Below are 21,158 nucleotides of genomic sequence, written 5' to 3'. Positions count from 1 at the left end.
GGCTCAGGCGCGCTTCGCGTCCGCGGGCGCGTTGGGGTGGCGCGCGAGCATCATGCGCAGCTGGGGCTGACGGCGGACCAGCTCCTGCTTGAGCAGGTGCGCGATGAGCGCGGGCGGCGCGGCGCTCCAGCGCGCGATGTTCTGCACCAGCATGGGGGAGCGGTACGTGCGGCCGCACAAGAGCGATGTCGTCTTGCCGTCCACCGGCATGCCCACGAGCGCGCCCAGGGCCCGGCCTTCCGTGTTGAGGATGAGCTCTACCTTTTCCTCGGAAGGGCCGGTGGAGAAGCGCTGGCGCAAGAGTTCGCGCGCGGTGCGGCGGGTCTGCTCCGGCACGTCGCGGTCCACCGTGAGCTTGTGGTGCTCCATCAGGCGGCGCATCGCCCACAGGCGGCGGAAGAGGGCCGCCGGCAGCTGCGGGTTGCGCACGAGGAAGCGGCGCACGCCCGTGTCCGCCGCGAAGGCCGCGCGAGCCACCAGCGCCTCCAGGCCCACGGGGTTGCGGTGGTGCCGCGCGATGAGCCGTGCGTGCGCGAGACCCACGCGCGAGTTCTCCAGCACGCCCTTGATGACAGCGGGCACCGGGTCGAAGCACAGCGCGGACAGCTCCGGATCCTCCGCCCCGTGCGCGAGCGCCACCCGCTGGTCCTCCGGCAGCGCGTGCAGCCGCGTCTCGAAGAGCTTGCGGTAGTCGCCCAGCACGGCTTCGGGCACGTCGTCCGTGGATCCGGCGTCGTCGTCGGAATCGTCCGATGCTTCCGCTTCCGGCAGGGGTTCCGTGTCGCTCGCGTCGTGCGACGGCGTGGGATGATCACCTGCGTGGCTGCCAACGCCCACGTGGGAGCCAGGCTCCGCGTTCGCCGATGCAGTTGGCTGCGCGTGCGCTGCGTTCGCGGATGCCGTGCTCGCGACCACACCGGCCTGCCGCACGGTGTTCGCGGGACTCGCGGCCTCCGTGCCCGGCAGCAGCGCTCCCTGTGACACCAGCCGTTCGAGGATGCTCCGCAGCTTGTCCGGCGGGAACCCCGTCAGCGCGGGCAGGTCCTTCTCTCGGGTGTGCCCGTCCAGCCGCGACAGCACGAAGCCCTCCTCCGCGTTCAGCGGAAGCCGCCGCAGGTCCACCGCCGGGTTCAGCTTGGGCGTCCAGTCACTCATGCGCGCCCCCGAGTCTTTCACGACACGCGCGGTTCGCGCTTCTCCAACGTCCGGGCCGTCCGCACCGGATTGTTCCCACCCGTCCGAAAACGGCGGACCGCGTCGAGGGCCGCCTGGCTGCCCTCCTGCCCACGGGCCCCGTCCAGGTTGCCGGGCCTCCAGGGCCGACCGGTGTCACTGCTGGCACGAAGGAGCCCCGCATGGGTTGACGGGAGGTGGCCAGCTGGACACAACTTCACTTCATGTCCGACCGCATCCAGACCTATGGCGAGTTCTGGCCGTTCTACCTGCGTGAGCACGCGCATGCGTCGACACGCTGGCTGCACCTCGCCGGCACCAGCCTGGGCGTGGGCCTGGGTGTCACCGCCGCCGTCACCGGACGCGGCATGCTGATTCCCGCCGCGCTGGTGGCCGCCTACGGCTTCGCGTGGGCCAGCCACTTCAAGATCGAGCACAACCGCCCCGCGACCTTCAAGTACCCGCTCTGGTCGTTCATCTCCGACTTCCGCATGGCCGCGCTGATGCTGACCGGACAGCTGGGCCCTCACCTGGAGCGCGCCAACTCCGGCGCTCCGGCCGCCGCCACCCTGGCGCCGGCCCCCGTCGAAAGCCGCTGATACTCCCGGGTCGCGCTACCTCGGCGGTGGCGGACCGAAGCGGCCCTCGCGGTATCCCTCGAAGGCCCGCTGGATGTCCGCCCGGGTGTCCCCGATGAACGGCCCGTGGCTCACCAGCGGGTCCCGCTGCGGCTGGCCCGCGTACAGGAGCACCCGCGCCCGCGTCGTCCCCGTGACGCGGACCGTGCTGTCGCCACCCGTCACCGGCCGGTCCAGCCAGCCCACCTGCCCGGGCTTGAGCGACCGGCGGTCCAGCCCCACCGCGACCTCTCCCTCCAGCACGAGGAAGAAGCCGTTGTAGGACGCGGGCAGGTCCTGCGCGATGGACGCGCCCGGCTCCAACACGAACTCCGCCAGCGTGACGGGCACGTAGTTCTTCGTCTTCGAGCGCACCGTCCCGGACGTGCCGCTGTACAGCCGCACCTCCACGCCCGGCTCGCGCCGCACCGGCAGCTCCGCGTACGCGAGGTCCTGGTAGCCCGCGGGCACCCAGCGCTGCGCCTTCGGCAACGTGAGCCAGAGCTGGAGGATGCGCGCCTCACTCATGCCGCCCTCCAGCCCCTCGCCGTGGATGACGCCACTGCCGGCCGTCATCCACTGCACGTCGCCTTCGCCCAGCCTGCCGTTGTCGTGGGTCATCCCGCCCTTCACCACGAGCGTCACCGTCTCGAAGCCCGCGTGCGGATGCGGCCCGCCGATGGGCTGTCCGTCGATGCGGTCATCCATCAACAGGATGAACGGATCCGACCGCGCGTAGTCCTCCGGCGAGATGACCGGCACCACCGTGTGCGCCGGCCCGAACTGTCCCTGCGCGGGCTCCGGCAGGTCGATGATCCGCTCCAGCCTGCGCTCCAGGGCTTCCACTCGTTGCGTGCTCATGACGGTTCCCTTCCGCGCTCAGGCCAGCGACGGGTAGCTCGTGTAGCCCTTCTCCTCGCCGGTGAAGAAGGTGGTGGGGTCCGGGGTATTGAGCGGCGCGGTCTTCCGGAAGCGCTCCGGCAGGTCCGGGTTCGCGAGGAACGGCACGCCGTAGGCCACGAGGTCCGCCTCGCCGCGCTCGAGCACCGCCTCACCGGACTGCGCGTCGTAGCCGCCGTTGGCGATGATGGCGCCCGGGAAGGCCTTGCGGATCAACGGGGTCATGCGCTGCCCGGCGCTCACGGTGGCGGGGCCCGAGACGAGCTCGGTCACGTGCAGGTAGCCCAGGCCCAGCCGGCCCAGCTCCCTCGCGATGTACGTGAAGGTCTCGGCGGGCGTGGAGTCATGCATGCCCGTGTAGGGGAAGTTCTGGGGGAAGAGCCGGTAGCCCACGTTCTCCGCGCCCAGCACCTCCGCCACCGCGCGCGCGGCCTCCAGCGGGAAGCGCGCCCGGTTCTCGATGCTGCCGCCGTACGCGTCCGTGCGCTGGTTGGAGCCGTCCCGCAGGAACTGGTCCAACAGGTAGCCGTTGCTGCCGTGCAGCTCCGCGCCGTCGAAGCCCGCCTCCTTCGCGTTGCGAGCGGCCTGGCGGAACTGCTCGACGACGCCGGGAAGCTCATCCGTCTCCAGGGCCCGCGGCGTCACCGCGCGCTTCTTCCCCTCGAACGTGAAGACCTCCTGGTCCACCGCGATGGCGGAGGGTGCCACCGGCAGCGCGCCGCCGTGGAAGTCCGGGTGCGACACGCGTCCCACGTGCCACAGCTGCGCGAAGATGACGCCGCCCGCCGCGTGCACGGCGTCCGTCACCTTCTTCCAGCCCGCCACCTGCTCCGGCGAGTGGATGCCCGGCGTGCGGATGTACCCGACGCCCTGGGGACTGACCTGGGTGCCCTCCGTGATGAGGAGGCCCGCGGAGGCCCGCTGCCGGTAGTACTCCACCGCCAGGGGGTGGGAGACGTTGCCGTCCGCCAGCGCGCGGCTGCGGGTCATGGGGGCCATCACCAGCCGGTTCTTCAGTTCGAGCCGGCCCAGACGGAAGGGGGAGAGGAGCTGGAGGGTATTTGCCATGGCCGTTGAATGCTCCAGGCGCTATGGACGTGCCATGGCATCCAGTCCAAATAAATTGACCGATCGTCCAAGCACTCTGGAGGAACAGGGGGCGGACGTCCTGGCGGAGGTGCTGGACACCCTGCGCCTGTCCACCCGGATGCACGGCCGCTTCGAGCTGTTCGCCCCCTGGGGGCTCCAGTTCGGGACGTCGCCGGGCGCGCACATCATCCTCGTCGCCCGCGGTGGGGCCCGGCTGGAGGTGGAGGGCGTTCCGGGCGCCCTGGAGCTGTGCGCGGGGGACCTGGCGGTGCTGCCGCATGGCGGGGGCCACACGCTGCGCGACGCGGAGGACAGCCCCGTTCATGTGCTGGAGCACGGGGCCTGCGCGAGCGCCCGTGGAAAGGGGGCCATCCGGCTGGGCGGCGACGGCGAGCGGACGACGCTGGTGGCGGCGTCGTTCCAGCTGGGCGTCGCGCCGCGCACGCTCCTCTTCAAGGAGCTGCCCCGCGTCCTCCACCTGGCCGCGGATGACGCGGCGACGGCGCCGTCCCTGGCGTCCACGGTGCAGCTGCTGCTGACGGAGAGCGCGTCGTCGCACCCGGGCGCCACCGTCATCATGAGCCGGCTCGCGGACATCCTGCTGGTGCAGGCCCTGCGGGCGCACATCATGAAGTCGGAGGGGTCATGCCGGGAGGCCGGCATGCGGGCGCTGGCGGATCCGCCGATTGGCAAGGCGCTCGCGCTCATCCACGCGCGCCCCGAGGAACCCTGGACGGTGGAGAGCCTGGCGTCCGCCGTGGCCCTGTCGCGGTCCGGCTTCGCGGCGCGCTTCAGCGAGCTCGTGGGAGAGCCGCCGCTGGAGTACCTGGCGGGATGGCGGATGATCAAGGCCGCCCAGCTGCTGCGCGAAAGCGAGCTGCCCCTGAGCGAGGTCGCTCCGGCCATCGGCTACCAGAGCGAGGCGTCCTTCAATCGGGCCTTCAAGCGCTGGGACGGGACCGCTCCCGGCGCGTACCGGCGCAGTCACCGCCGGGCGTGAGGCGTCAGCCCTCTTCCTTCGGAGGCGGGCCGCGGAAAGCATCCAGCTTCTTCGCGGCCTCCAGCTTCACGGCCTTGCCCTCCTGCGCGGAGCGGTAGAGCGCTTCGATGATGCGCACGTCCGCGAGCCCCTCCTCGCCCGGCGTGTGCGGGACGACGTTCTCCTGCACGCAGCGCGAGAAGTGGTCCATCTCCCGGGCGAACTGGCTGGGCTGGCTGAAGCTGCGCTCCACCGTGTCGTCCGCCTTGGGGAAGGACTTGGACTTCATGCCCACGCGCAGGCGCAGCCCGCTGTAGGAGAAGCCGGGGTCCATGGACGCCCAGCCGTCCGTGCCCATCAGCCGCAGGTCCTTCGTCTCGTGCGTGCTGTAGTGGCTGGTGCAGTGCGCCTGAAAGCCGGAGGGGAAGCGCAGGTGGAAGGCGAAGGACTCCTCCACCTCCTTGAAGCGTGGGTCGCCGGGCGTGCTGTGGCTGAAGCCCTGGACCTCCACGGGCTCCTCGCCGCTGAAGTAGCGCGCGGCGGAGAGGCAGTAGATGCCCACGTCCGGAAGCGCGCCGCCGCCCGCGAGTGACTTCTTGTGGCGCCACTGGTTGGGCTCGCCCTGGTTCTGGCCGTTGTTCGCGGTGAAGAGCTTGAGCGTGCCCAGTTCCTTGTTGCGCGCCATCTGGATGACCGCGCGGTGGTGCGGCTCGTACTGGAGCCGGTACGCGATGCCCAGCTTGCGGTCCGCCTTCTTGCACGCGTCGATCATCTGCTGGCACTCGGCCGACGTGTTGGCCATGGGCTTCTCGCAGAAGACGTGCTTGCCGGCCTGTGCCGCGCGCACGGTGAACTCCGCGTGCATGCTGTTGGGCAGGACGATGTAGACGACCTGCACCTCTGGATTGTCTTTGATTTGATCAAACGACTTGTAGTCGTAGAGGGCCTTGTCCGGGACGCCGTACTGCTTCGCGACGGCCTGGGCCTTGGCGCGGTCCCCGCTCACCAGCGCCACCAGCTTGCCGCGCTTCATCTGTCCGAAGGCAGGGAGGAGCTCATCCAGCGACAGGTGGCCCAGGCCGACGACGGCCCAGCCCACGCGCTCGGCTTCCGGCTGCGGGTTGGGAGGGCCGGGGCGCTCGCGCTCCGTCTTGGCGTAGGTGTCCGGCAGCTTCACCTGCGGCGCGGCGGCGAGCACCGGCGGCATCCACGCGCTCGCGGTGAGAAGTCCCCCCGTGGCCCCCAGCATGCGCCTGCGGGTCCACAGCCGGGGTGCGTCGTCCATCATGTGCGGGCCTCCTCCGTGCCTCGCGTCACGCCGCGAGGGGTGAAGGGACGCCATCGCACGCGGTGGCACTCCGGGGCAGGGCAAGCATGGCCCTAGTGCGCTGCCGGACAGGGAGGAGGGGACGAGCGTTGAGAAGCAGGCGGGGCCCGTGTCCGGAAGACAGCGGGCCCCGTGCTCACTCGCCTCAGGCGCTGACGCCCACGCCAATGGGGCAGCTCACGCCGGTGCCGCCGACGCCGCAGTAGCCGCCCGGGTTCTTCTGCAGGTACTGCTGGTGGTAGTCCTCGGCGTAGTAATAGGCCGGCGCCGGGAGGATCTCCGTGGTGATGTCACCCAGGCCCTTCGCGTTGAGCGCGCCCTGGAAGCCCTGGCGTGTCTCTTCCGCGTCGCGCTTTTGCGCGTCGTTCGCGTAGTAGATGCCGGAGCGGTACTGGGTGCCCGCGTCGTTGCCCTGGCGCATGCCCTGCGTCGGGTCGTGGTTCTCCCAGAAGACCTTCAGCAGCTGCGCGTACGTGACCTTCTTCGGGTCGTACACCACGCGCACCACTTCGTTGTGGCCGGTGAGGCCGGAGCAGACCTCTTCGTACGTGGGGTTCGGCGTCAGCCCGCCCGCGTAGCCCACCGAGGTGGAGTACACGCCTGGCACCTGCCAGAACTTGCGCTCGACCCCCCAGAAGCAGCCCATGCCGAAGATGGCCGTCTCGAAGCCCTCCGGCACCGGCCCCTTCAGCGGGGTGCCCAGCACGGTGTGCTTCTGCGGAACTGGCATCTCCTGCGGACGGCCCGGCAGCGCCTCCTGCGGAGTGGGGAGCCTCAACTTCTTCGGGGACGTGAAGAACATGCTCTAGCTTTAGCCCCGAGCCCCCCGATTTTCACGCCCGCCGCACGGCCGCACACCTGCCCACCGTCCCACCAGGAATGCACCGTCCGCCCGGCGGTTCCCCAGGTCTCCCATGCGCACCCGCCTCCTCGCCGCCCTCTGTCTCCTGGCGCCCACCGCCGCCCTCGCCGCCAAGGACCCTCGCTGCGCCGGCAAGCCCGCCGCCCGCGCCGCCCGCTTCTCCGACACCGCCCTGAAGGGCGCCTCCGCCGCGGAGCGTTACGCCGCCTACGTCCAGGCCTGTGCGCTGGACGACGTGGTGGCCCTCACGAAGACGCTGGTCCGCTTCAAGACGGTGAGCAGCGAGTCCCCCGCCGCGAAGAACCCGGAGGTGGCCGCCATGGGCCGCGCCCTGGAGGCCTGGGCGAAGGGGCACGGCTTCGGCTTCCGCACCGTGGGCGACAACGACGTCTTCGAATTGTCCTGGGGCGAAGGCGAGCCGCTGCTGGGCCTGGTGTTCCACGGCGACGTCGTGCCCGCGCCCGCGCATGAATGGAAGCGCGCGCCCTTCAAGCCGGTGGTGGAGAAGGGCCGCCTGTACGGCCGGGGCGTGGAGGACGACAAGGGCCCCATCGCCTCCGGGCTCGTCGCGCTGGCCATGGCGAAGGACCTGGGGCTCAAGCCCCAGGGCAAGGTGCTGATCATCATCGGCAACGGTGAGGAGAGCGACTGGTCCGGCATGCAGAAGTACGCGGACACGCAGCCCAAGCCCACGCACGTCATCTCCGTGGACTCCGGCTACCCGGTGATGGCGGCGCAGTCCGGCTTCGTCGCGTGGACGCTGGAGGCGCCCGTGGGGACGGCCCTCGCCACGCCGAAGGAAGGCACCGTCGCGCGCGCCGTGGACGTGAGCGCGGGCGAGTTCCTCACCCAGGTGCCCGGCACCGCCACGCTGAAGCTCGCGCCCGTGAAGGGCCAGACGCCGGAGGCCGTGCTCGCCGCAGTGAAGGCCGCCATCGCCCAGGAGTCCCCTGCGCGCAAGGACCTCAAGGCGGAGGCGAAGCGCGAGGGCTCCACCGTGGTGCTCACCGCCCACGGCGTGGCGGTGCACTCGTCCACCGCGGATGAAGGCCACAACGCGCTCTGGGACCTGTCCGCCGTGGCCGCGCGTCTGTCATTGGAGGACAACGGCATCGCGGCGCTGCTGCGCGTGGTGGCGAAGCGCTTCGACGGCGACCATCACGGCGACAAGCTGGGCCTGAAGTACGAGGACACCCTCATGGGGCCGCTGCTCGTGGCGCCCACCGTGCTGCGCGTGAAGGACGGCAGCGTGTCCCTGGGCGTCAACATGCGCAGGCCGCAGGGGAAGGACGCGGCGGCCTTCAACGCGTCGCTGGACGCCGCCGCGAAGCGCGTGGGCGAGGACTCCGGTGGCCAGGTGAAGGAGGGCTCCGGCCGCTACCTGGGCGACCCGCACGTGGCGGACACGTCCGGCCCGCTGGTGAAGACGCTGATGGACATCTACCAGCGGCAGCGCAAGGCGCCGGACGCGGTGCCCGGCTCCATCCGCGGCGGCACCTACGCGCGGCTGTTCCCTCGCGCCGTGGACTTCGGGCCCGCCTTCCCCAACGAGCCCTACACCGGCCACGCGCCGGATGAGTCCATCGCGCTGGAGACGTTGGACCTGAGCACGCGGATGCTCGCGGAGGCCGTGCACACGCTCGCCATCGCGCCCGCCTCCGAGGTGAAGGCCACGCCGTGACGCCGGGGCGCCGGATCATGGCGGCAGGTCGCCCTCCGGCGGTGGGACGCGGGGCCAGCGCACGGTGAAGGTCGTGCCCTGCGTGGGGCCGGTCTCCACGCGGACGCTGCCCTGGTGCACCTGGACGATCTCACTGACGATGTAGAGCCCCAGCCCCAGGCTGCGCTGCTTCGTGCCCGGCTCCGGCAGCTGCCCTTGCCCCGACTTGAACGGGTCGAACAGGCGCGGCAGCAGCTCCGTGGGAATGGGGTCGCCCTCGTTGCACACGCGCATCACCACGTCCACGGGCTCGCTGGTGAGCGTGGTGATGACGGGCGTGTCGTTCTTCGCGTGTTGCAGCGCGTTCACCACCAGGTTGCCCAGCACCTGCGTCACCCGGTCCGGGTCCCACTCCCCCCACAGGTCGTCCCCGTGCACCTCCAACGTGAGGGGCCGCTCCGGGTACACCACCTGCAATTCGTCCAGCACGCCCTGGCACAGCTCCACCATGTTCACGTGCTGGCGCGTCACCGGGATGCCCCCGCCCAGGCGGCTGCGCGCGAAGTCGAGGATGTCGTTGATCATCCGCGTCATCCGCGCCGTGGCCTTGCGGATGCGGTCCACGGAGCGGCGCGCGCCGGTGTCCAGGTCCGGGCTCTTGCCCAGCATGAAGGCCGACGCGTTCACCGCGTGCAGCGGGTTGCGCAGGTCGTGGCCCAGCACGGCGATGAGCTCCTCGCGGAAGTCGATGGCCTGCTGGAGCGCGGCCTCCGCGCGCTTGTGTTCGGTGATGTCCACCACCGTGTTGCCCACCCCCAGCAGCGCCCCGTCCGGGGTGCGCACCGGGAAGTAGTCCGCGCGCCACGCGCCCGCGCGGCCATGCGCGGGATCCGGCCCTTCGACGAGCGAGTCCTGCACGGGCTGTCCCGTCTCCAGCACCTGCCGCAGGGACTGCTCGATGGACTCCACGACGTCGCCGCGGACCATCTCGCGCAGCGTGCGGCCCTGGTGCGCCTCCACGGGGTGGCCGTTGATGCGCGCGAGCGTGCCGTTGATGCGCAGGTAGCGCAGGTCCGCATCCACGAACGAGATGCCCACGGGCGCCGCGTCCAGCAGCGAGTCCAGGAGCGCCAGCGACCGCTCTGCCTCCTGGCGGGCCTCGTGCTCCCGCGCGTGCAGCTCCGTCTGGGCAATGTGCCCGGACGTCCGCTCCGCGACGGCGTGGAAGAGCAGCATGTCCGCGTCGGAGAAGGCGAAGGCCGTGCGCGAGCCCATGTACGCCATGCCCAGGAGCCGCTCGCCGTCCATGAGCGGCAGGCCGTACAGCGCGCGCAGCCCCGCGCTGCGCAGCGGTCCGAAGAGGACGCGCGGGTCGGTGGCGGCCGAGCGGACGAAGAAGGGCCGCCGCTCCAGCGCCGCCTGCCCGCTGACGCCTTGCCCCAACGGCACGCGCAGCCCCTTCACCTCGTGGGTGCCCAGGCCCACCGCGGCGCGCACCACCAGCGCGTCGCCCTCCAGCATCATCACCGCCGCCGTGTCCACGGTGAGCGCGGACTCCATCAACCGGGTGAGCAGGCGCTCCAGCAGCGTCTCCATGTCCGGGGCGTCCAGCGTCGCCTCGGACAGGCGGTCCAGCGTCTGGAGGATGCGCTGCTTCATGTCCCAGAAGAACGTCATCGTCCGGGTGACCACCCGGTCGAGCATCTCCTCCAGCCGCGTGAGGTCGCCGGGCCGCAGCCACTGCCCCTGCGCCTCCAGGCGGCGGAGGATGCAGCGGCGCAACAGCGCGTACTCCTTCGCCACCTCGCCCAGGTTGAAGCCTTCATCCAGCCGGGCCGCGGTGTGCATCAACTCCAGGCGTTCATCCAGCGCCTCCGGCCCGTGCTCCATCGCGCCCGCCAGCGTGGAGAGCAGCTCCGGCAGGTGGTCGATGAGCCAGGGCTGGCGTGCGGGCACCTTGTCGCCCAGGTGCTCCAGCACCGCCTGCTGCCAGTCCTCCAGCAAGGCGTCGTTGTTCGCGCGCAGGAACTCCGCCGCGGAAGGGCGGGGCCCGCCGCGCGCATGCTCATCCACGGAGTGTGAATCCGGCTCCTGCATCGCCAGTCTCCCCAGGCCATCGCCCGGCCGCGCCGCCCCTCGCGCGAAGTCTGCGCACGGTGGTCGCGCCGCGCTTCACCTCTCCGTCCGGTGAAAGCCGCCGCCACGAGCCCTCGGCTGCCACTGCCAGGACAGGCCCTGGACGCACCGCCCGGTGCGCCGTTCACCTTCGTGCGCTCGGCCTGCCCGAAGGGACATTCGCGCCCCTGGGCATGCGGGCGCTTGGGGTAGGGTGGCCGGCAAAGCATGCGCACCCTCCTGCTCAACCGCTCCGCCGTGGCCCGCAACATCCAGGCGCTCCTCTTGCTGGACGACCTGCGCGAGGCCTTCCGCACCGACGTCCTGGCCCGCACGGTGGCCCCGCAGCGCGTGCGCGCGCCGCTGCACTCGGAGGGCACCGCGCTGGTGCTCTTCCCCGGCTGCGTGCCCGGCATCCCCGCGTACACGGTGAAGGTGCACGCGAAGTTCCCCGGGCAGAAGCCCGCCATCCAGGGCGTGGTGCACCTGCACGACCTCGTGACGGGAGGGCTGCTCGCGGTGATGGACTCCGGCCACCTCACCGCCGTGCGCACCGGCGTGGTGGGCGCGCTGGCCGCGGACGTGCTGGCCCGGCCGGACGCGACGCGCGTGGCGGTGATTGGTGCGGGCCGTCAGGGCGTGCTCCAGCTCAAGCAGCTGCGGCTGGTGCGCACCATCAGCCAGGTGCGCGTCTACGACACGAACATCGCGCACGCGAACGCGTACGCCACGCGCATGTACCAGGAGCTCAGCCTGCCGGTGCACGTGGAGACGTCCGTGGCGGACGCGGTGGCGGACGCGGACATCGTGGTGACGGCGACGTGGAGCCACCAGCCCTTCCTGCACGCGGGCATGGTGAAGCCGGGCACGCACATCACCGCGCTGGGCGCGGACGAGCCGGGCAAGGCGGAGCTGTCCCAGGACCTGCTGGAACAGTCGCTGTTCATCTGCGACCACCGCGGCTTGAGCGTCTCCACCGGCGCGGCGGGCGCGGTGGGGCTCACCGAAGGCGCCATCCACGCGGAGCTGGGCGAGGTCCTCGCGGGCCTCAAGCCCGGGCGCACGTCCCAGGAACAGGTGACGGTGTTCGCCGGGGTGGGGCTGCCCTTCCAGGACCTGGCCACCGCCTGGCACGTGTACCAGGCGGCGTCCGGCGACGAGGACGTGCCCACGCTCGACTTCAACGAGTAGCGCGGGCCGTCCCGTCTTCGGGGGGGACGTCAGGCCTTGGTGAGGGACTTCGAGAGGCGCACGGCCTCCTCGTGCAGGTCGGTGTCCTCCGCCAGCGGCATGGCGAGCACCTTCTGCACCAGCTCCTTCGCCTTCGCCTCCTGGCCCACGCGCGCCTGCGCGAGCGCCAGGTTGAGCAGCGGCTCCGGCCGGTCCGGGGCGCGGCGCACGGCCTCCTCCAGCACCGTCACCGCGCGCGGCAGGTTCGCGTTCGCCGGCTCCGCGGGGATGCGCAAGAGCAGCTGGCCCAGGTTGTTCGCCGCGCGCCAGCCGTCCGGCGCCAGGCCCATGCCCTGCTCGTACGCGGTGATGGCCTTGTCGTACGCGGGCGGCTCCTGCGCCTCGAAGCAGGTGGCCTCCGCCATCTTCAGGGACTCGCTGGCGACGCCCAGCGACGCCATGGTCTGGCAGAGGTGGCGGGCCTGCTCAATCTGGCCGCGCGCCAGCATCAGCTGCGCGAGGTTCGCCTGGGCGTCCGCGTCCTTGGGGCGCTGGGCCGCGAGCGCGGAGGCCGCCTGGTAGGACGTGCGCAAGTCGCGCAGCGCCATGGACAGCACCGTCACGGACGCGAGCAGGCGCGGCTGGTTGGGCACCGCCTTGAGGCCCTGCTCCAGCACGCGGCGCGCGTCCACCAGCTTCTCCTGGGAGGACAGCGCGTGCGACAGGCTGAGGTACGCGGGCACGAAGCGCGGCGCCAGCGTGAGGACCTCGCGCAGGGTGGCGAGGCCGGCGTCCGTCTTGCCCGCCTCCAGCTGCACCTGGCCCAGCCGGTAGCGGAACACCGGGTTCTGGGGCGCGAGCTTCGCGGCCTGGGACAGGGCCTCCAGCGCCTGGGGCGCCTTGTCCTGTTTGATCAGCATCATGCCCTTGCCGAAGTGCGCCTCCGCGCGGTTCGGCTCCACGGCGAGCACGCCCTGGTAGGCCTTGAGGGCGGCGTCCAGCTGGCCCTTCTGGGCGGCGATGTTGGCGCGGACGAGGCCGGTCTCCGCCGTGGCGCCCTGGGCCTCCGCCTTGGCGAGCAGGCCTTCGGCCTGGGGCAGCTTGTTCTCCACCAGCGCCAGCTTGGCCATCACCACCAGCGCGTCGCGGTGGTTGGGATTCTTCGCGAGGAGCTTCTCGGCCTCGGCTTTGGCCTGGGCCACCTGGCCCTGCGCGAGAAGGGTTTCCAGAGAGTTCATGCGGGAAAGTGTCCCCCAGGGGGCGGGGGCTGTCGAGCAACGGGGAAAAAGGAAGGGCCTCGCCCGGATGGACGAGGCCCTGGGAAGAGCGTCGGGTGCGAGAGGGAGCCGACTACCAGTGGCTCAGCACGTTCTTGATGCCCTCGCCGACGTTCTTGATGCCCTCGCCGACGTTCTTGATGCCCTCGCCCACGTTCTCCACGACGGCCTTGGCGGCGTCGCCGACCTTGCCCACGTCCACGGAGAAGCCGAACTCGAGGCTGGCGCCGATGCCCAGCGCCGCGCCCACGTCGAAGTTGGCGGACAGCTTGCCGTCCTTCAGGCCGACGTTGGCCTCGAACTCCACGCCGATGCCGGCGAAGGCCTCCGCGCCGGCCGTGACCGTGGCGGGCCCGATCTCCTGGGTGACTTCCGCGCTGGCGCGGGCGCCGGCGAAGGCCTCACCGTGCACGGAGGCCGCGGCCTGGCCGTGCAGGGGATCCAGCACCACCTGGCCCGTGGCGGTCGCCTCGGCGCCCACGTTGCCCTCCGCGCCCCACTCGGAGCGGCCCAGGGCCGTGTCCGCGTGGCCTTCCACGGAGCCGCGCACCAGGTCGGCGCGCACGTCCACGGAGCCCTCCGCGCCAATCTTGCCGTGCAGCGGGTCGATGGAGACGTTGCCCTGCGCGGACACGTCCGCCGTCAGCGCCTGGCCTTCCACCGTGTTGTGGAAGCTGCCGTTCACGTCACCGGAGGTGTGCGAGCCGGAGGCCGCGGTCCAGCTCTTGTTCCACTCGCCCTGGGCCACCGTCTGGTCGAAGCGGCTGGTCTCCAGCTGCTTCTGGATGTCCGTGGTGGTGTTGGGGTTGACCTGGTTGCTGGTGGTGACGCGGTTGCCCTGCGCGCCACGGTTCAGGTTGATGGTCGCCTCACCCTGGGCCCGGTTCTCCGTGTGGGCCTGGACCTCGCGGCGCACCTGCGTCCCGTTCGCCGGAGGCGTCGTCGTGGTGTTCCGGAACACGGGGCGGTAGCGGTTGGTCTCGAGGGTCATGGAAGGGGGCTCCGGCGGGCGCGAGGCGCGGTGGGGAAGCGTGTGACTTGCGAACTTATCGGCGCAGCCCCTGAGAAAGTTTCCGCTCCTCTTTTTCTTTTCTGATCCACCCGCGCCCTCAGGGCTCGGATCTCCCGGGAGCCAGGATTCCCTCGGGATCGAACGCCGCCTTCAGCCGCCGGCGCACCTCCGCTGAATCATCACGCACGGGCGGTATGGCCTCCCGTGCCTGGAGTCCGGCTCGGGTCAGGTGGTACCCGGCGTCCGCCAGCTCGCGGGTGAGGGCGCGGTAGCAGGCCTGGGCGCGGGCGTCCTCGCCCTTCGCGTCGCGGTCATAGGCGAGCGCGGTGATGAGGTAGAGGCAGCGCGGGGAGAACGCGAGGAGGGCCAGGTTGGGCTCGAAGCCGAAGAGGCGGGGGACGCGGTCGGCGATTTCCGAGGCGCGCTTCGCCTCCGGTCCGGTGAAGGGGACGGCGACGCAGCACCAGATGAAGCCGCAGCGGTCGCGGTCCGGGTTCGGGTCCTCCGGCTGGGGCGTGCGCTTGCGCCAGTAGGTCATGGCCAGGTTGGCTTCGGACGGCACGCCCTGGAAGCCGCCGTCGCCGTCCAGCACCTCCGGACCGAAGGACAGCGGGCGGAAGGTGCCCTCCAGGGCGCGCGCGAGCCGCTTCTCCAGGAGGGCGCCCATCTCCGCGTCCGGCGCGGTGAGGGTGCCGCTGATGGCCCAGCGGCCAAAGCCCTCGCGGAACTTCTCGCGGGCCCAGTCCGGCAGGGGCGTGCGGCCCACGGCGGCGTAGGGGTACTGCTGGGTGACGCTGTACGCCTTGATGTCGTTCCAGAAGAAGAAGCTGCCCTTGAGCGTGCCGTCCATGGCCAGCGCCTGGAGCCGGTCCACCTTGTCCCAGAGCTGCGCGTCGTCGTTCACGGCGCAGACGAACTCGCGCAGCCAGGGCTGCCTGCGCGCCAGCCAGAACGTCATCCGCGTCACCACGCCCAGCGAGGACTGGCTGAACAGGCCGTCCAGCACCGGGCCCAGGCCCCAGCGGAAGACGGGGGCGGCGCGCGAGCCGGGGAATCTCGCATGGCCCGTCTCGATGCGCTCGCCCGTGGGCAGCACGGCCTCCAGCGCGCACACGTGCTGGAAGATGTCCGCGTGCGGGCCGCGCCCGTCGCCGCGCTCCAGCGCGTTGCCCACCATGCTCGCGTCCGGGGAGCCGCCGATGGTGGTGATGAACGTGGAGGACTTCCGCTCGCGCAGGTACGCGGCGGCCTGGCGGAACGTCACGCCGGGCTCCACGGTGAGGTACCCCAGCTGTTCGTCGTGCGCGAGGATGCGGTTCATGCGCCCCAGGTCCAGCAGCACGCTGCCGTCACCGGCGGGCACGCGCGAGCCATAGCCCCAGTTGCGGCCGGCGCTCACCGGGTACACCGGCACGCGGTGCGCGCTCGCGATGCGCAAGCACGTCTGCACCTGCGCGGTGTCCGCGGGCCGCACGATGGCGGGGATGCGCTGGGTGGTGGCGAAGGTGGCCGTCTCGGCGGCCTCCAGCGCTTCGGGGTCCACGACGACGTACGCCTCGCCCAAGGCCTCGCGCCATGCTGCCAGGGCCGCTGGCAGGCCGTCGGAATCCGCTGGGGCCTTCACTCCGGTCTCGCTCACGGCGCCGCAGTATGCCCGCGCGGGCGTCCCCCCGCTGGCCACCCGTGTGGCGAGCGGGCGGACGGGCCCCGGGCGGCGAAGGTCGCCGGGTGGACACCGGCCGTGGTCGCCCCCTGCCGCGTGTTCATCTTCGGCGTGGGGAGGTGTTCATGGTCGGCTTCATCGCGTCGCGCAACGGACGGTGGATTCGGATTCTGGCGGGCACGGGCATGGTCCTGGGTGGACTGGGCGCGGGCACGCCCCGGGGCGCAATGGTGGCGCTGACGGGCCTGGTGCCGCTGTTGTCCGGCGCGTTGGACCTGTTCCTGCTGGGGCCGCTGTTCGGCCTGCCCATGCGGGGCTCGGACCTGCGGCGCGCGCTGGGCGAGCCGGAGGACGCGCGGCTGCTCGACCTGGCGCACGACGGCGGGCGTTCCCCCTACGCGCCGCCCAGCACGCTGCTGCACTAGCTAGTTCGTGCTCACCTGGAAGGGGATGCCGAGCGCACCGAACGGCTCTCCCGTCTGGGCATCCACCAGCTTCACCTGGAGCGTCACCGCGTCCTCGCGGCGGGCCACGCCCTGGAAGTAGAGGAAGCCCTCCTGCGTGCCGCCGGGCTCCAGCGTGCCCTCCGGCAGCGCGTTGTTGAGCATGTCCTCGGTGGGCAGCTGCGGCTCGTAGTACGGCGGGGAGTAGTAGTAGGGGGAGTAGAAGGGACTGCCCCAGGGGCCGCCGTACCACCCCGGTCCCCAGCCGCCCCACGGCCTGTAGCCGTAGCCTCCGCCCACCCACAACCGGCCCCGGGACGACATCGCCGGGCTGTAGCGCGCGGGCGCCTCCTGGTCGCGGGAGGACACGGTCCCCCGGAGCGACAGCGGGGGCAGGGCGCTGTAGCGGAAGCGAGACTCCTGCCCCACCAGCGCGAAGTCCGGGTAGCGGATCCGAAGCGGGCGCGAGCCCTGGTTCTCCAGCCGGATGTAGACGGGCGTGATGCGGTTCTCCAGGTTGGACGGCGAGCCCCGCCACGCTGAGCCGTCCGCCGTGAGCCGCACGCCCTCCTTTTCCGTGATGGCGCTGCTCTTGCCGTCCTGGAGGATTCCCGCCTCCGGCGTGGGCCGCAGCTTCGTCTCCGCCGCGCAGCCCCCCAGCAGCAGCAACCCCATGGCTCCCAGCCCCAGTGCTCCACGCATCGCATGCCTCCTCACGCTTCAACGTAACGCCCGTGGCGTTGAGGAGAGGACATGCCCCGTGCTCCCACCCGGGGAGTGGGCGGGCGGACGGGGGACGCGCTCAAGGCTGGGGTGTCACCGGTTCGGCGGCGGTGGCGGGCCAGGAGGGCGCCTTGACGAAGTCCCAGTCCTGGTGGCGCGCCCAGGTTTCGAAGGTCTGCCAGCCCACGCGCAGGTAGTTGTTGCGCAGCGTGAGGATGTCCGCGTGGTAGCCCACCCGGTCGAGCCACTCGAACATGGCCGCCAGGTCCTCGCTCTGCTGCTGGAGCTGATCCAGGGGAATCTGTTCGTAGTTGATGCGGTGCCCGCCCACCATGGAGAGCAGCGCGGCGGCCTGCTGGCCCGTCACCTCGTCGGAGGCCACCTCGATGCGCTCACCGATGAACCGCTCCGGGTCCCCCAGCACGTGCATCGCGAAGCCGGCCAGGTCCTCCACCGCCACCATCTGGAGCCCGCGCGTGGCGGGCAGCCCCAGCGACAGCTTGCCCGCGGCCAGCAGGTCGCGCGTGGGCGGGTGCAGGAGGTTCTCCATGAAGAAGGTGGGGGCCAGGATGGTGAAGGGCATGTCCCGCCGCCGCAGGTACAATTCCACGGCGTGCTTGCTGTCGAAGTGGGGGATGCCGGTGAGCTCGGACGCGCCCGCCACGGACGAGTAGACGAAGTGCCGCACGTTGGCGCGCTTCGCCGCGTCCGCCAGGTTCTTGCCGTGCTGGACCTCCGCGTCCACGCCGCCGCCGCCAAAGGGCGTGGCCATGGCGTAGACGGCGTCCACGCCGCGCATGGCGCTCTCCAGGGAGACGGGGTCGTCGAAGTCGCCCTGGGCCAGGGTGACGCCAGGCCGGCGCAGGGCGCGGGCCGCGGGAGCGTCCGCGTCCCGCACCAGCGCGACCACGTGGTGGCCCCGGTCGGCGAGCTTGCGCAGGACGGCACCGCCCTGCTGGCCGGTGGCGCCAGTGACGAGCACGGTGATGGAGAAATCCACGGGCATGGGTTCAGACCTCCGGACGCGACGTGTCACGGAAAACTGGCGACGCCCCTTTCGGTTGGCGAGGCCTGGAAGCCGCACTGTCCTCCCCCGAGCACAGGCTCCCGAGGCAGGCAGGCGACCGTCAGGGAGGGGCGGGCCGCGTGGCATCCTCCCGGCCCCATGAGCAAGCGTGACACATCCCCGCCCTCCGAGCTGGTCTCCGCCGCCCAGGCGCTCGACTCCGAATTGCTGCGCTTCGAGGCGCTGTCGGAGCAGCTGAAGGAAGCCCCCCTGACGTCGGAGAAGCACCTGGAGCGCGCGTCGAAGACGCTCAAGGACCTGGCGGACCTGGATGACGCCTTGCGCCTGCGCGTGGGCGCGCTGGTGCAGGCCATCACCGGGGTGCGCAACCGGCAGCAGGCGCAGGCGGACGCGGTCAACGTGCGCGCGCAGGAGCTGCAGCAGCGCACGGAGGTGTTCAAGGACCTGCTCACGCGCTACGGCGCGCTGGGGCAGAGCGCGGCGGACCTCAACGGCCGCATGCAGGAGTTCGCGGCGCTGCGCCAGCAGGCCACGCGCACGGAGGAGGAGGACGCGCGGCTCACGGAGGTCTTCACGTCGCTCCAGGCGCGCATGGCGGAGGTGGCGGACGAGGCGGCCACGCTGTCCGGCGCGGCGGAGGAGGCGAAGTTCTCCGACATCGGCCGGCAGGCGGAGTCGCTGCGCCAGCAACTGCTCTCCGCGCGCAACAAGCTGGGGCTGCTGCACCAGAGCCTGGGCAAGCAGGGATGATCAGCTGAGGTAGGTGGGCTCGAAGTCGTCCGGGCTGTCGATGGGGCGGCGTCCGGAGAAGCCGGCCTTCAGGTCATGCCAGTGCGCCACGGCGTCCTCGCCGTAGCGCCAGCAGAGGTAGACGGGCTCCTCGCCGCGCCGCGCGTGGAAGTCCACCAGGCCGTCCGCGCCCTTGATCTCCAGCCCCATCTCCTGGAGCGGGCCCAGCTCGCCGCGGATGCGCTCCAGCAGTTCTTCGCGCTCCTCGCGGAAGGTGCGCACCTCGGGGGTGTCGGGTGGGGCCTCCGGGGCGTCCAGCACCTCCGCCAGCTTCTGCACGCGCTCCACCCAGGGGCGCACGCGCCCGAAGGTCTTCGTCAGCAACGGCACCAGCCGGCTGGCCTCTTCCACGCTGAAAAAGCGCATCGAGGGGACAGCATGCAGTGTGCGCCCCCCGCTGGCCACCACCTTCCCGGTGGGGAGGGGAGGGTGTGTCACAGGCTTGTCGACATGTCTGAAACGTGTCAGCCGCCGGGACGGGCGGTCATCCACGTCGCAGGGATGACAGGTTTTCCAGGAGCCAGCGCCAGGCGGCCTCGCGCAGGGGGAAGGCGGCCTCGCGCGCGAGGAAGGCGGGGGGGTGCTCCGCGGCGCAGCGGCCAGCGGCGTCGTGGGCGTCGGGGCCGGCGTCGGTGGCGGCGAGGTCCGCGTGGAGCAGGGCGTGGAAGACGAGGTAGTCCACGACGAAGGCCGGGACGGTGGGTCGGTCCAGCGCGGGGTGGACGCGCACCTCGCGCAGGCGCGCGTCGTAGCCGCCCAGGTGGATGGTGCGGCGGGTGCGACGGCCGGGGCGGCGGGCCCAGCCCACCTCCACGCCGTGCACGCGCCCGTCGAAGTACGCCGCATCGAGCCGGGCGTGGACGGCCTTGAGGTCGAAGCAGCGGCCGCGCGTGCGCAGGGGCGCACCGGGCCTGCGTTCACGGCGCACCTGGCCCTGGTGGGCGTGGCTGAAGGACTCCAGCACCTCGCGGGCGGCGGTGTCGCCGGCCACGTAGAGGGCCAGGGCGCGCACCACGGAGTCCGGTGCGTCCAGGAAGAGGTGGTGCAGGCGCAGGCGCACGCCATCGGAGAGGCGGCGGTAGCTGACCAGGGTGGCGCGGTTGTCGGTGAGGCGCAGGTGGACGGGCAGGCCCAGGAGGGCGGACATGTGCCGGGCCAGGTCCGCGGCCCGGGGCAGCGCGTCCTCGCGGGAGGGCAGCGCGCGTGCCGGGTCACGCCCGGGCGCCGGGGCGCCGAACATCGCCAGTTGTCCGGGCGGCGGACGCATGGGGGGAAGGTAAGCCCTGCCCCCGCCCGCTGGCCAGGAGGATGCGGGCCGGCGTGTCCAGCGTCCTACGCAGGACGTCGGCTGATCGGCGCGAGCCTCGTTCGCGGCCAGGGGCCGCAAGGCCTCCGGACACGACGTCTGTCCTCATGGATGAGAAGGCGAGAACCCCATGAGGGCTCCCTGTCAGAGGCGCACCGCGCGAACTGGTCCGACAGTCGGACCAGTTGGAGAACCGCGGCGGGAGGGGCCCCCCGGGCTGACCGGACCGGATGAACTGGTCCGACAGTCGGACCCGTTGGGGAACCGTGGCGGGAGGTCCCCCCTGGCGGACCGGACCGGATGAACTGGTCCGACAGTAGGACCAGTTGGGGAACCATGGCGGGCAGGAGGTGTCCGGGGGCTTGGGCTGCGTCCGCCGGCATCGGATGTTTCGCGCGGGCCTTGAGCCGCTGTCATGCCTGCGGGAGCGTCTGGTACCGGCCCGCGAGCGATGCGAGCACGGCCAGCAATTCCCCGGGCTCCACGGGCTTGGGTACGTGGCTCTGGAAGCCGGCCCGCAGCACGCGGGTGCGGTCCTCGGAACGGGCGTAGGCGGTGATGGCTACCGCCGGGGTGCGGCCTCCCTTGTCATCCGGCAGGGCTCGCACGCGCTCGATGAAGCCGTAGCCGTCCGTGCCCGGCATGCCGATGTCGGAGACGAGCACGTCCGGATGATCCGCCTGGATGGCCTGGAGCCCCTCCATCGCGGAGCCCGCGGTCACCACCTGGGCGCCGCTGTCCTCCAGGAGCGTGCGCAGCAACTCCCTCGCATCCTCCTCGTCATCCACCACGAGCACCCGCACGCCGCCCAGCTCCGGCGGGGGCGTGGGCACCGGGCCTGGAGCGGGAGGCCGTGGCGACGGCGGCATGGCGGGGTCGCGCCGCTGCGTGACGGACAGGGGCAGCCGCACGGTGAAGGTCGCGCCCCGGCCCTCGCCGTCGCTGGCGGCGGAGACGGTGCCGCCGTGCATCTCCACGATGTGCCGCACGATGGACAACCTGTCTCTTATACACAACTTACGCTGC

20 protein-coding genes are annotated in these 21,158 nt (G+C 71.7%); 6 read left to right on the top strand and 14 right to left on the bottom strand.

Annotated features, from left to right (window positions below; all coding sequences use genetic code 11):
* Positions 1 to 3: 3 nt before the first annotated feature.
* Positions 4 to 1,155: a hypothetical protein gene (locus D7W81_RS22425; RefSeq protein WP_208721414.1), complete on the bottom strand. Its 1,152-nt coding sequence runs from the start codon at positions 1,153 to 1,155 to the stop codon at positions 4 to 6.
* Positions 1,156 to 1,397: 242 nt separating this feature from the next.
* Here D7W81_RS22425 and D7W81_RS22420 point away from each other — a divergent pair, with 242 nt between their 5' ends.
* Positions 1,398 to 1,772: an Mpo1-like protein gene (locus D7W81_RS22420; protein ID WP_120557438.1), complete on the top strand. Its 375-nt coding sequence runs from the start codon at positions 1,398 to 1,400 to the stop codon at positions 1,770 to 1,772.
* A 15-nt stretch (positions 1,773 to 1,787) separates the two neighbouring features.
* Here the strand turns inward: D7W81_RS22420 and D7W81_RS22415 are convergent, their stop codons facing one another.
* Together D7W81_RS22415 and D7W81_RS22410 are read right to left on the bottom strand one after the other, a co-directional pair.
* On the bottom strand, positions 1,788 to 2,651 hold the full coding sequence (locus tag D7W81_RS22415; protein ID WP_120557437.1) for a pirin family protein: 864 nt from the start codon (positions 2,649 to 2,651) through the stop codon (positions 1,788 to 1,790).
* An 18-nt stretch (positions 2,652 to 2,669) separates the two neighbouring features.
* Positions 2,670 to 3,758 carry an alkene reductase gene (locus D7W81_RS22410; RefSeq protein WP_120557436.1) on the bottom strand — a complete coding sequence of 363 codons (1,089 nt, stop codon included), beginning with the start codon at positions 3,756 to 3,758 and terminating at the stop codon, positions 2,670 to 2,672.
* 55 nt (positions 3,759 to 3,813) lie between these two features.
* Here D7W81_RS22410 and D7W81_RS22405 point away from each other — a divergent pair, with 55 nt between their 5' ends.
* Positions 3,814 to 4,779, top strand: coding sequence for an AraC family transcriptional regulator (locus D7W81_RS22405; protein ID WP_244227362.1), 966 nt, complete (start codon positions 3,814 to 3,816; stop codon positions 4,777 to 4,779).
* A 4-nt stretch (positions 4,780 to 4,783) separates the two neighbouring features.
* Here D7W81_RS22405 and D7W81_RS22400 read toward each other — a convergent pair whose 3' ends face one another.
* Together D7W81_RS22400 and msrA are read right to left on the bottom strand one after the other, a co-directional pair.
* Positions 4,784 to 6,046: a Gfo/Idh/MocA family protein gene (locus D7W81_RS22400; protein ID WP_120557434.1), complete on the bottom strand. Its 1,263-nt coding sequence runs from the start codon at positions 6,044 to 6,046 to the stop codon at positions 4,784 to 4,786.
* Between the two features lie 184 nt (positions 6,047 to 6,230).
* A complete protein-coding gene (msrA, locus tag D7W81_RS22395) occupies positions 6,231 to 6,887 on the bottom strand; it encodes a peptide-methionine (S)-S-oxide reductase MsrA (protein ID WP_120557433.1) in 657 nt (218 codons plus the stop codon).
* Between the two features lie 112 nt (positions 6,888 to 6,999).
* Here msrA and D7W81_RS22390 point away from each other — a divergent pair, with 112 nt between their 5' ends.
* The gene (locus D7W81_RS22390; RefSeq protein ID WP_120557432.1) at positions 7,000 to 8,628 is read left to right on the top strand and encodes a Sapep family Mn(2+)-dependent dipeptidase; all 1,629 of its coding nucleotides are present in this window, start codon (positions 7,000 to 7,002) and stop codon (positions 8,626 to 8,628) included.
* Positions 8,629 to 8,643: 15 nt separating this feature from the next.
* Here the strand turns inward: D7W81_RS22390 and D7W81_RS22385 are convergent, their stop codons facing one another.
* Complete coding sequence (locus tag D7W81_RS22385) at positions 8,644 to 10,680, bottom strand: sensor histidine kinase (protein WP_244227361.1); 2,037 nt, start codon at positions 10,678 to 10,680, stop codon at positions 8,644 to 8,646.
* 270 nt (positions 10,681 to 10,950) lie between these two features.
* Between D7W81_RS22385 and D7W81_RS22380 the strand changes: the two genes are divergently transcribed.
* The gene (locus tag D7W81_RS22380; RefSeq protein WP_120557431.1) at positions 10,951 to 11,913 is read left to right on the top strand and encodes an ornithine cyclodeaminase family protein; all 963 of its coding nucleotides are present in this window, start codon (positions 10,951 to 10,953) and stop codon (positions 11,911 to 11,913) included.
* A gap of 29 nt (positions 11,914 to 11,942) precedes the next feature.
* Here the strand turns inward: D7W81_RS22380 and D7W81_RS22375 are convergent, their stop codons facing one another.
* From D7W81_RS22375 to D7W81_RS22365, 3 genes are all read right to left on the bottom strand, one after another.
* Positions 11,943 to 13,130: a tetratricopeptide repeat protein gene (locus tag D7W81_RS22375; protein WP_120557430.1), complete on the bottom strand. Its 1,188-nt coding sequence runs from the start codon at positions 13,128 to 13,130 to the stop codon at positions 11,943 to 11,945.
* 112 nt (positions 13,131 to 13,242) lie between these two features.
* Complete coding sequence (locus tag D7W81_RS22370; protein WP_120557429.1) at positions 13,243 to 14,160, bottom strand: hypothetical protein; 918 nt, start codon at positions 14,158 to 14,160, stop codon at positions 13,243 to 13,245.
* Positions 14,161 to 14,278: 118 nt separating this feature from the next.
* Positions 14,279 to 15,820 (bottom strand): FAD-binding oxidoreductase, encoded by a 1,542-nt coding sequence (locus tag D7W81_RS22365; protein ID WP_158621653.1) that lies wholly within the window; start codon positions 15,818 to 15,820, stop codon positions 14,279 to 14,281.
* 149 nt (positions 15,821 to 15,969) lie between these two features.
* Here D7W81_RS22365 and D7W81_RS22360 point away from each other — a divergent pair, with 149 nt between their 5' ends.
* Positions 15,970 to 16,269: a hypothetical protein gene (locus D7W81_RS22360; RefSeq protein WP_208721412.1), complete on the top strand. Its 300-nt coding sequence runs from the start codon at positions 15,970 to 15,972 to the stop codon at positions 16,267 to 16,269.
* Here the strand turns inward: D7W81_RS22360 and D7W81_RS22355 are convergent, their stop codons facing one another.
* Both D7W81_RS22355 and D7W81_RS22350 read right to left on the bottom strand, forming a co-directional pair.
* Complete coding sequence (locus D7W81_RS22355; protein WP_244227360.1) at positions 16,270 to 16,989, bottom strand: hypothetical protein; 720 nt, start codon at positions 16,987 to 16,989, stop codon at positions 16,270 to 16,272.
* A 100-nt stretch (positions 16,990 to 17,089) separates the two neighbouring features.
* Complete coding sequence (locus D7W81_RS22350) at positions 17,090 to 18,016, bottom strand: NmrA/HSCARG family protein (RefSeq protein ID WP_208721410.1); 927 nt, start codon at positions 18,014 to 18,016, stop codon at positions 17,090 to 17,092.
* Positions 18,017 to 18,175: 159 nt separating this feature from the next.
* Here D7W81_RS22350 and D7W81_RS22345 point away from each other — a divergent pair, with 159 nt between their 5' ends.
* The gene (locus tag D7W81_RS22345; protein ID WP_120557426.1) at positions 18,176 to 18,787 is read left to right on the top strand and encodes a hypothetical protein; all 612 of its coding nucleotides are present in this window, start codon (positions 18,176 to 18,178) and stop codon (positions 18,785 to 18,787) included.
* Here D7W81_RS22345 and D7W81_RS22340 read toward each other — a convergent pair whose 3' ends face one another.
* The 3 genes from D7W81_RS22340 to D7W81_RS22330 form a co-directional block, all read right to left on the bottom strand.
* Positions 18,788 to 19,192: a DUF2203 domain-containing protein gene (locus tag D7W81_RS22340; RefSeq protein ID WP_120557425.1), complete on the bottom strand. Its 405-nt coding sequence runs from the start codon at positions 19,190 to 19,192 to the stop codon at positions 18,788 to 18,790. It abuts the gene before it with no gap.
* Between the two features lie 118 nt (positions 19,193 to 19,310).
* The gene (locus D7W81_RS22335) at positions 19,311 to 20,093 is read right to left on the bottom strand and encodes a hypothetical protein (protein ID WP_244227359.1); all 783 of its coding nucleotides are present in this window, start codon (positions 20,091 to 20,093) and stop codon (positions 19,311 to 19,313) included.
* Positions 20,094 to 20,545: 452 nt separating this feature from the next.
* The coding region (locus D7W81_RS22330) for a response regulator (protein WP_147445583.1) at positions 20,546 to 21,158 on the bottom strand (613 nt) is incomplete at its 5' end.

The organism is Corallococcus aberystwythensis (assembly GCF_003612165.1).
Taxonomy (GTDB): Bacteria; Myxococcota; Myxococcia; order Myxococcales; family Myxococcaceae; genus Corallococcus; species Corallococcus aberystwythensis.
The sequence above is the reverse complement of the archived record's forward strand: the minus strand, read 5'-3'. Positions and strand labels throughout refer to the sequence as shown.

What these genes read in the sequence shown, in the direction of transcription:
- D7W81_RS22380 (WP_120557431.1), top strand. Translation starts at nt 10,951, where the DNA reads ATGCGCACCCTCCTGCTCAACCGCTCCGCCGTGGCCCGCAACATCCAG.
- D7W81_RS22355 (WP_244227360.1), bottom strand. Translation starts at nt 16,989, where the DNA reads ATGCGTGGAGCACTGGGGCTGGGAGCCATGGGGTTGCTGCTGCTGGGG.
- D7W81_RS22400 (WP_120557434.1), bottom strand. Translation starts at nt 6,046, where the DNA reads ATGATGGACGACGCACCCCGGCTGTGGACCCGCAGGCGCATGCTGGGG.
- D7W81_RS22375 (WP_120557430.1), bottom strand. Translation starts at nt 13,130, where the DNA reads ATGAACTCTCTGGAAACCCTTCTCGCGCAGGGCCAGGTGGCCCAGGCC.
- D7W81_RS22350 (WP_208721410.1), bottom strand. Translation starts at nt 18,016, where the DNA reads ATGCCCGTGGATTTCTCCATCACCGTGCTCGTCACTGGCGCCACCGGC.
- D7W81_RS22370 (WP_120557429.1), bottom strand. Translation starts at nt 14,160, where the DNA reads ATGACCCTCGAGACCAACCGCTACCGCCCCGTGTTCCGGAACACCACG.
- msrA (WP_120557433.1), bottom strand. Translation starts at nt 6,887, where the DNA reads ATGTTCTTCACGTCCCCGAAGAAGTTGAGGCTCCCCACTCCGCAGGAG.
- D7W81_RS22345 (WP_120557426.1), top strand. Translation starts at nt 18,176, where the DNA reads ATGAGCAAGCGTGACACATCCCCGCCCTCCGAGCTGGTCTCCGCCGCC.
- D7W81_RS22410 (WP_120557436.1), bottom strand. Translation starts at nt 3,758, where the DNA reads ATGGCAAATACCCTCCAGCTCCTCTCCCCCTTCCGTCTGGGCCGGCTC.
- D7W81_RS22340 (WP_120557425.1), bottom strand. Translation starts at nt 19,192, where the DNA reads ATGCGCTTTTTCAGCGTGGAAGAGGCCAGCCGGCTGGTGCCGTTGCTG.
- D7W81_RS22415 (WP_120557437.1), bottom strand. Translation starts at nt 2,651, where the DNA reads ATGAGCACGCAACGAGTGGAAGCCCTGGAGCGCAGGCTGGAGCGGATC.
- D7W81_RS22390 (WP_120557432.1), top strand. Translation starts at nt 7,000, where the DNA reads ATGCGCACCCGCCTCCTCGCCGCCCTCTGTCTCCTGGCGCCCACCGCC.
- D7W81_RS22335 (WP_244227359.1), bottom strand. Translation starts at nt 20,093, where the DNA reads ATGCGTCCGCCGCCCGGACAACTGGCGATGTTCGGCGCCCCGGCGCCC.
- D7W81_RS22360 (WP_208721412.1), top strand. Translation starts at nt 15,970, where the DNA reads ATGGTCGGCTTCATCGCGTCGCGCAACGGACGGTGGATTCGGATTCTG.
- D7W81_RS22420 (WP_120557438.1), top strand. Translation starts at nt 1,398, where the DNA reads ATGTCCGACCGCATCCAGACCTATGGCGAGTTCTGGCCGTTCTACCTG.
- D7W81_RS22425 (WP_208721414.1), bottom strand. Translation starts at nt 1,155, where the DNA reads ATGAGTGACTGGACGCCCAAGCTGAACCCGGCGGTGGACCTGCGGCGG.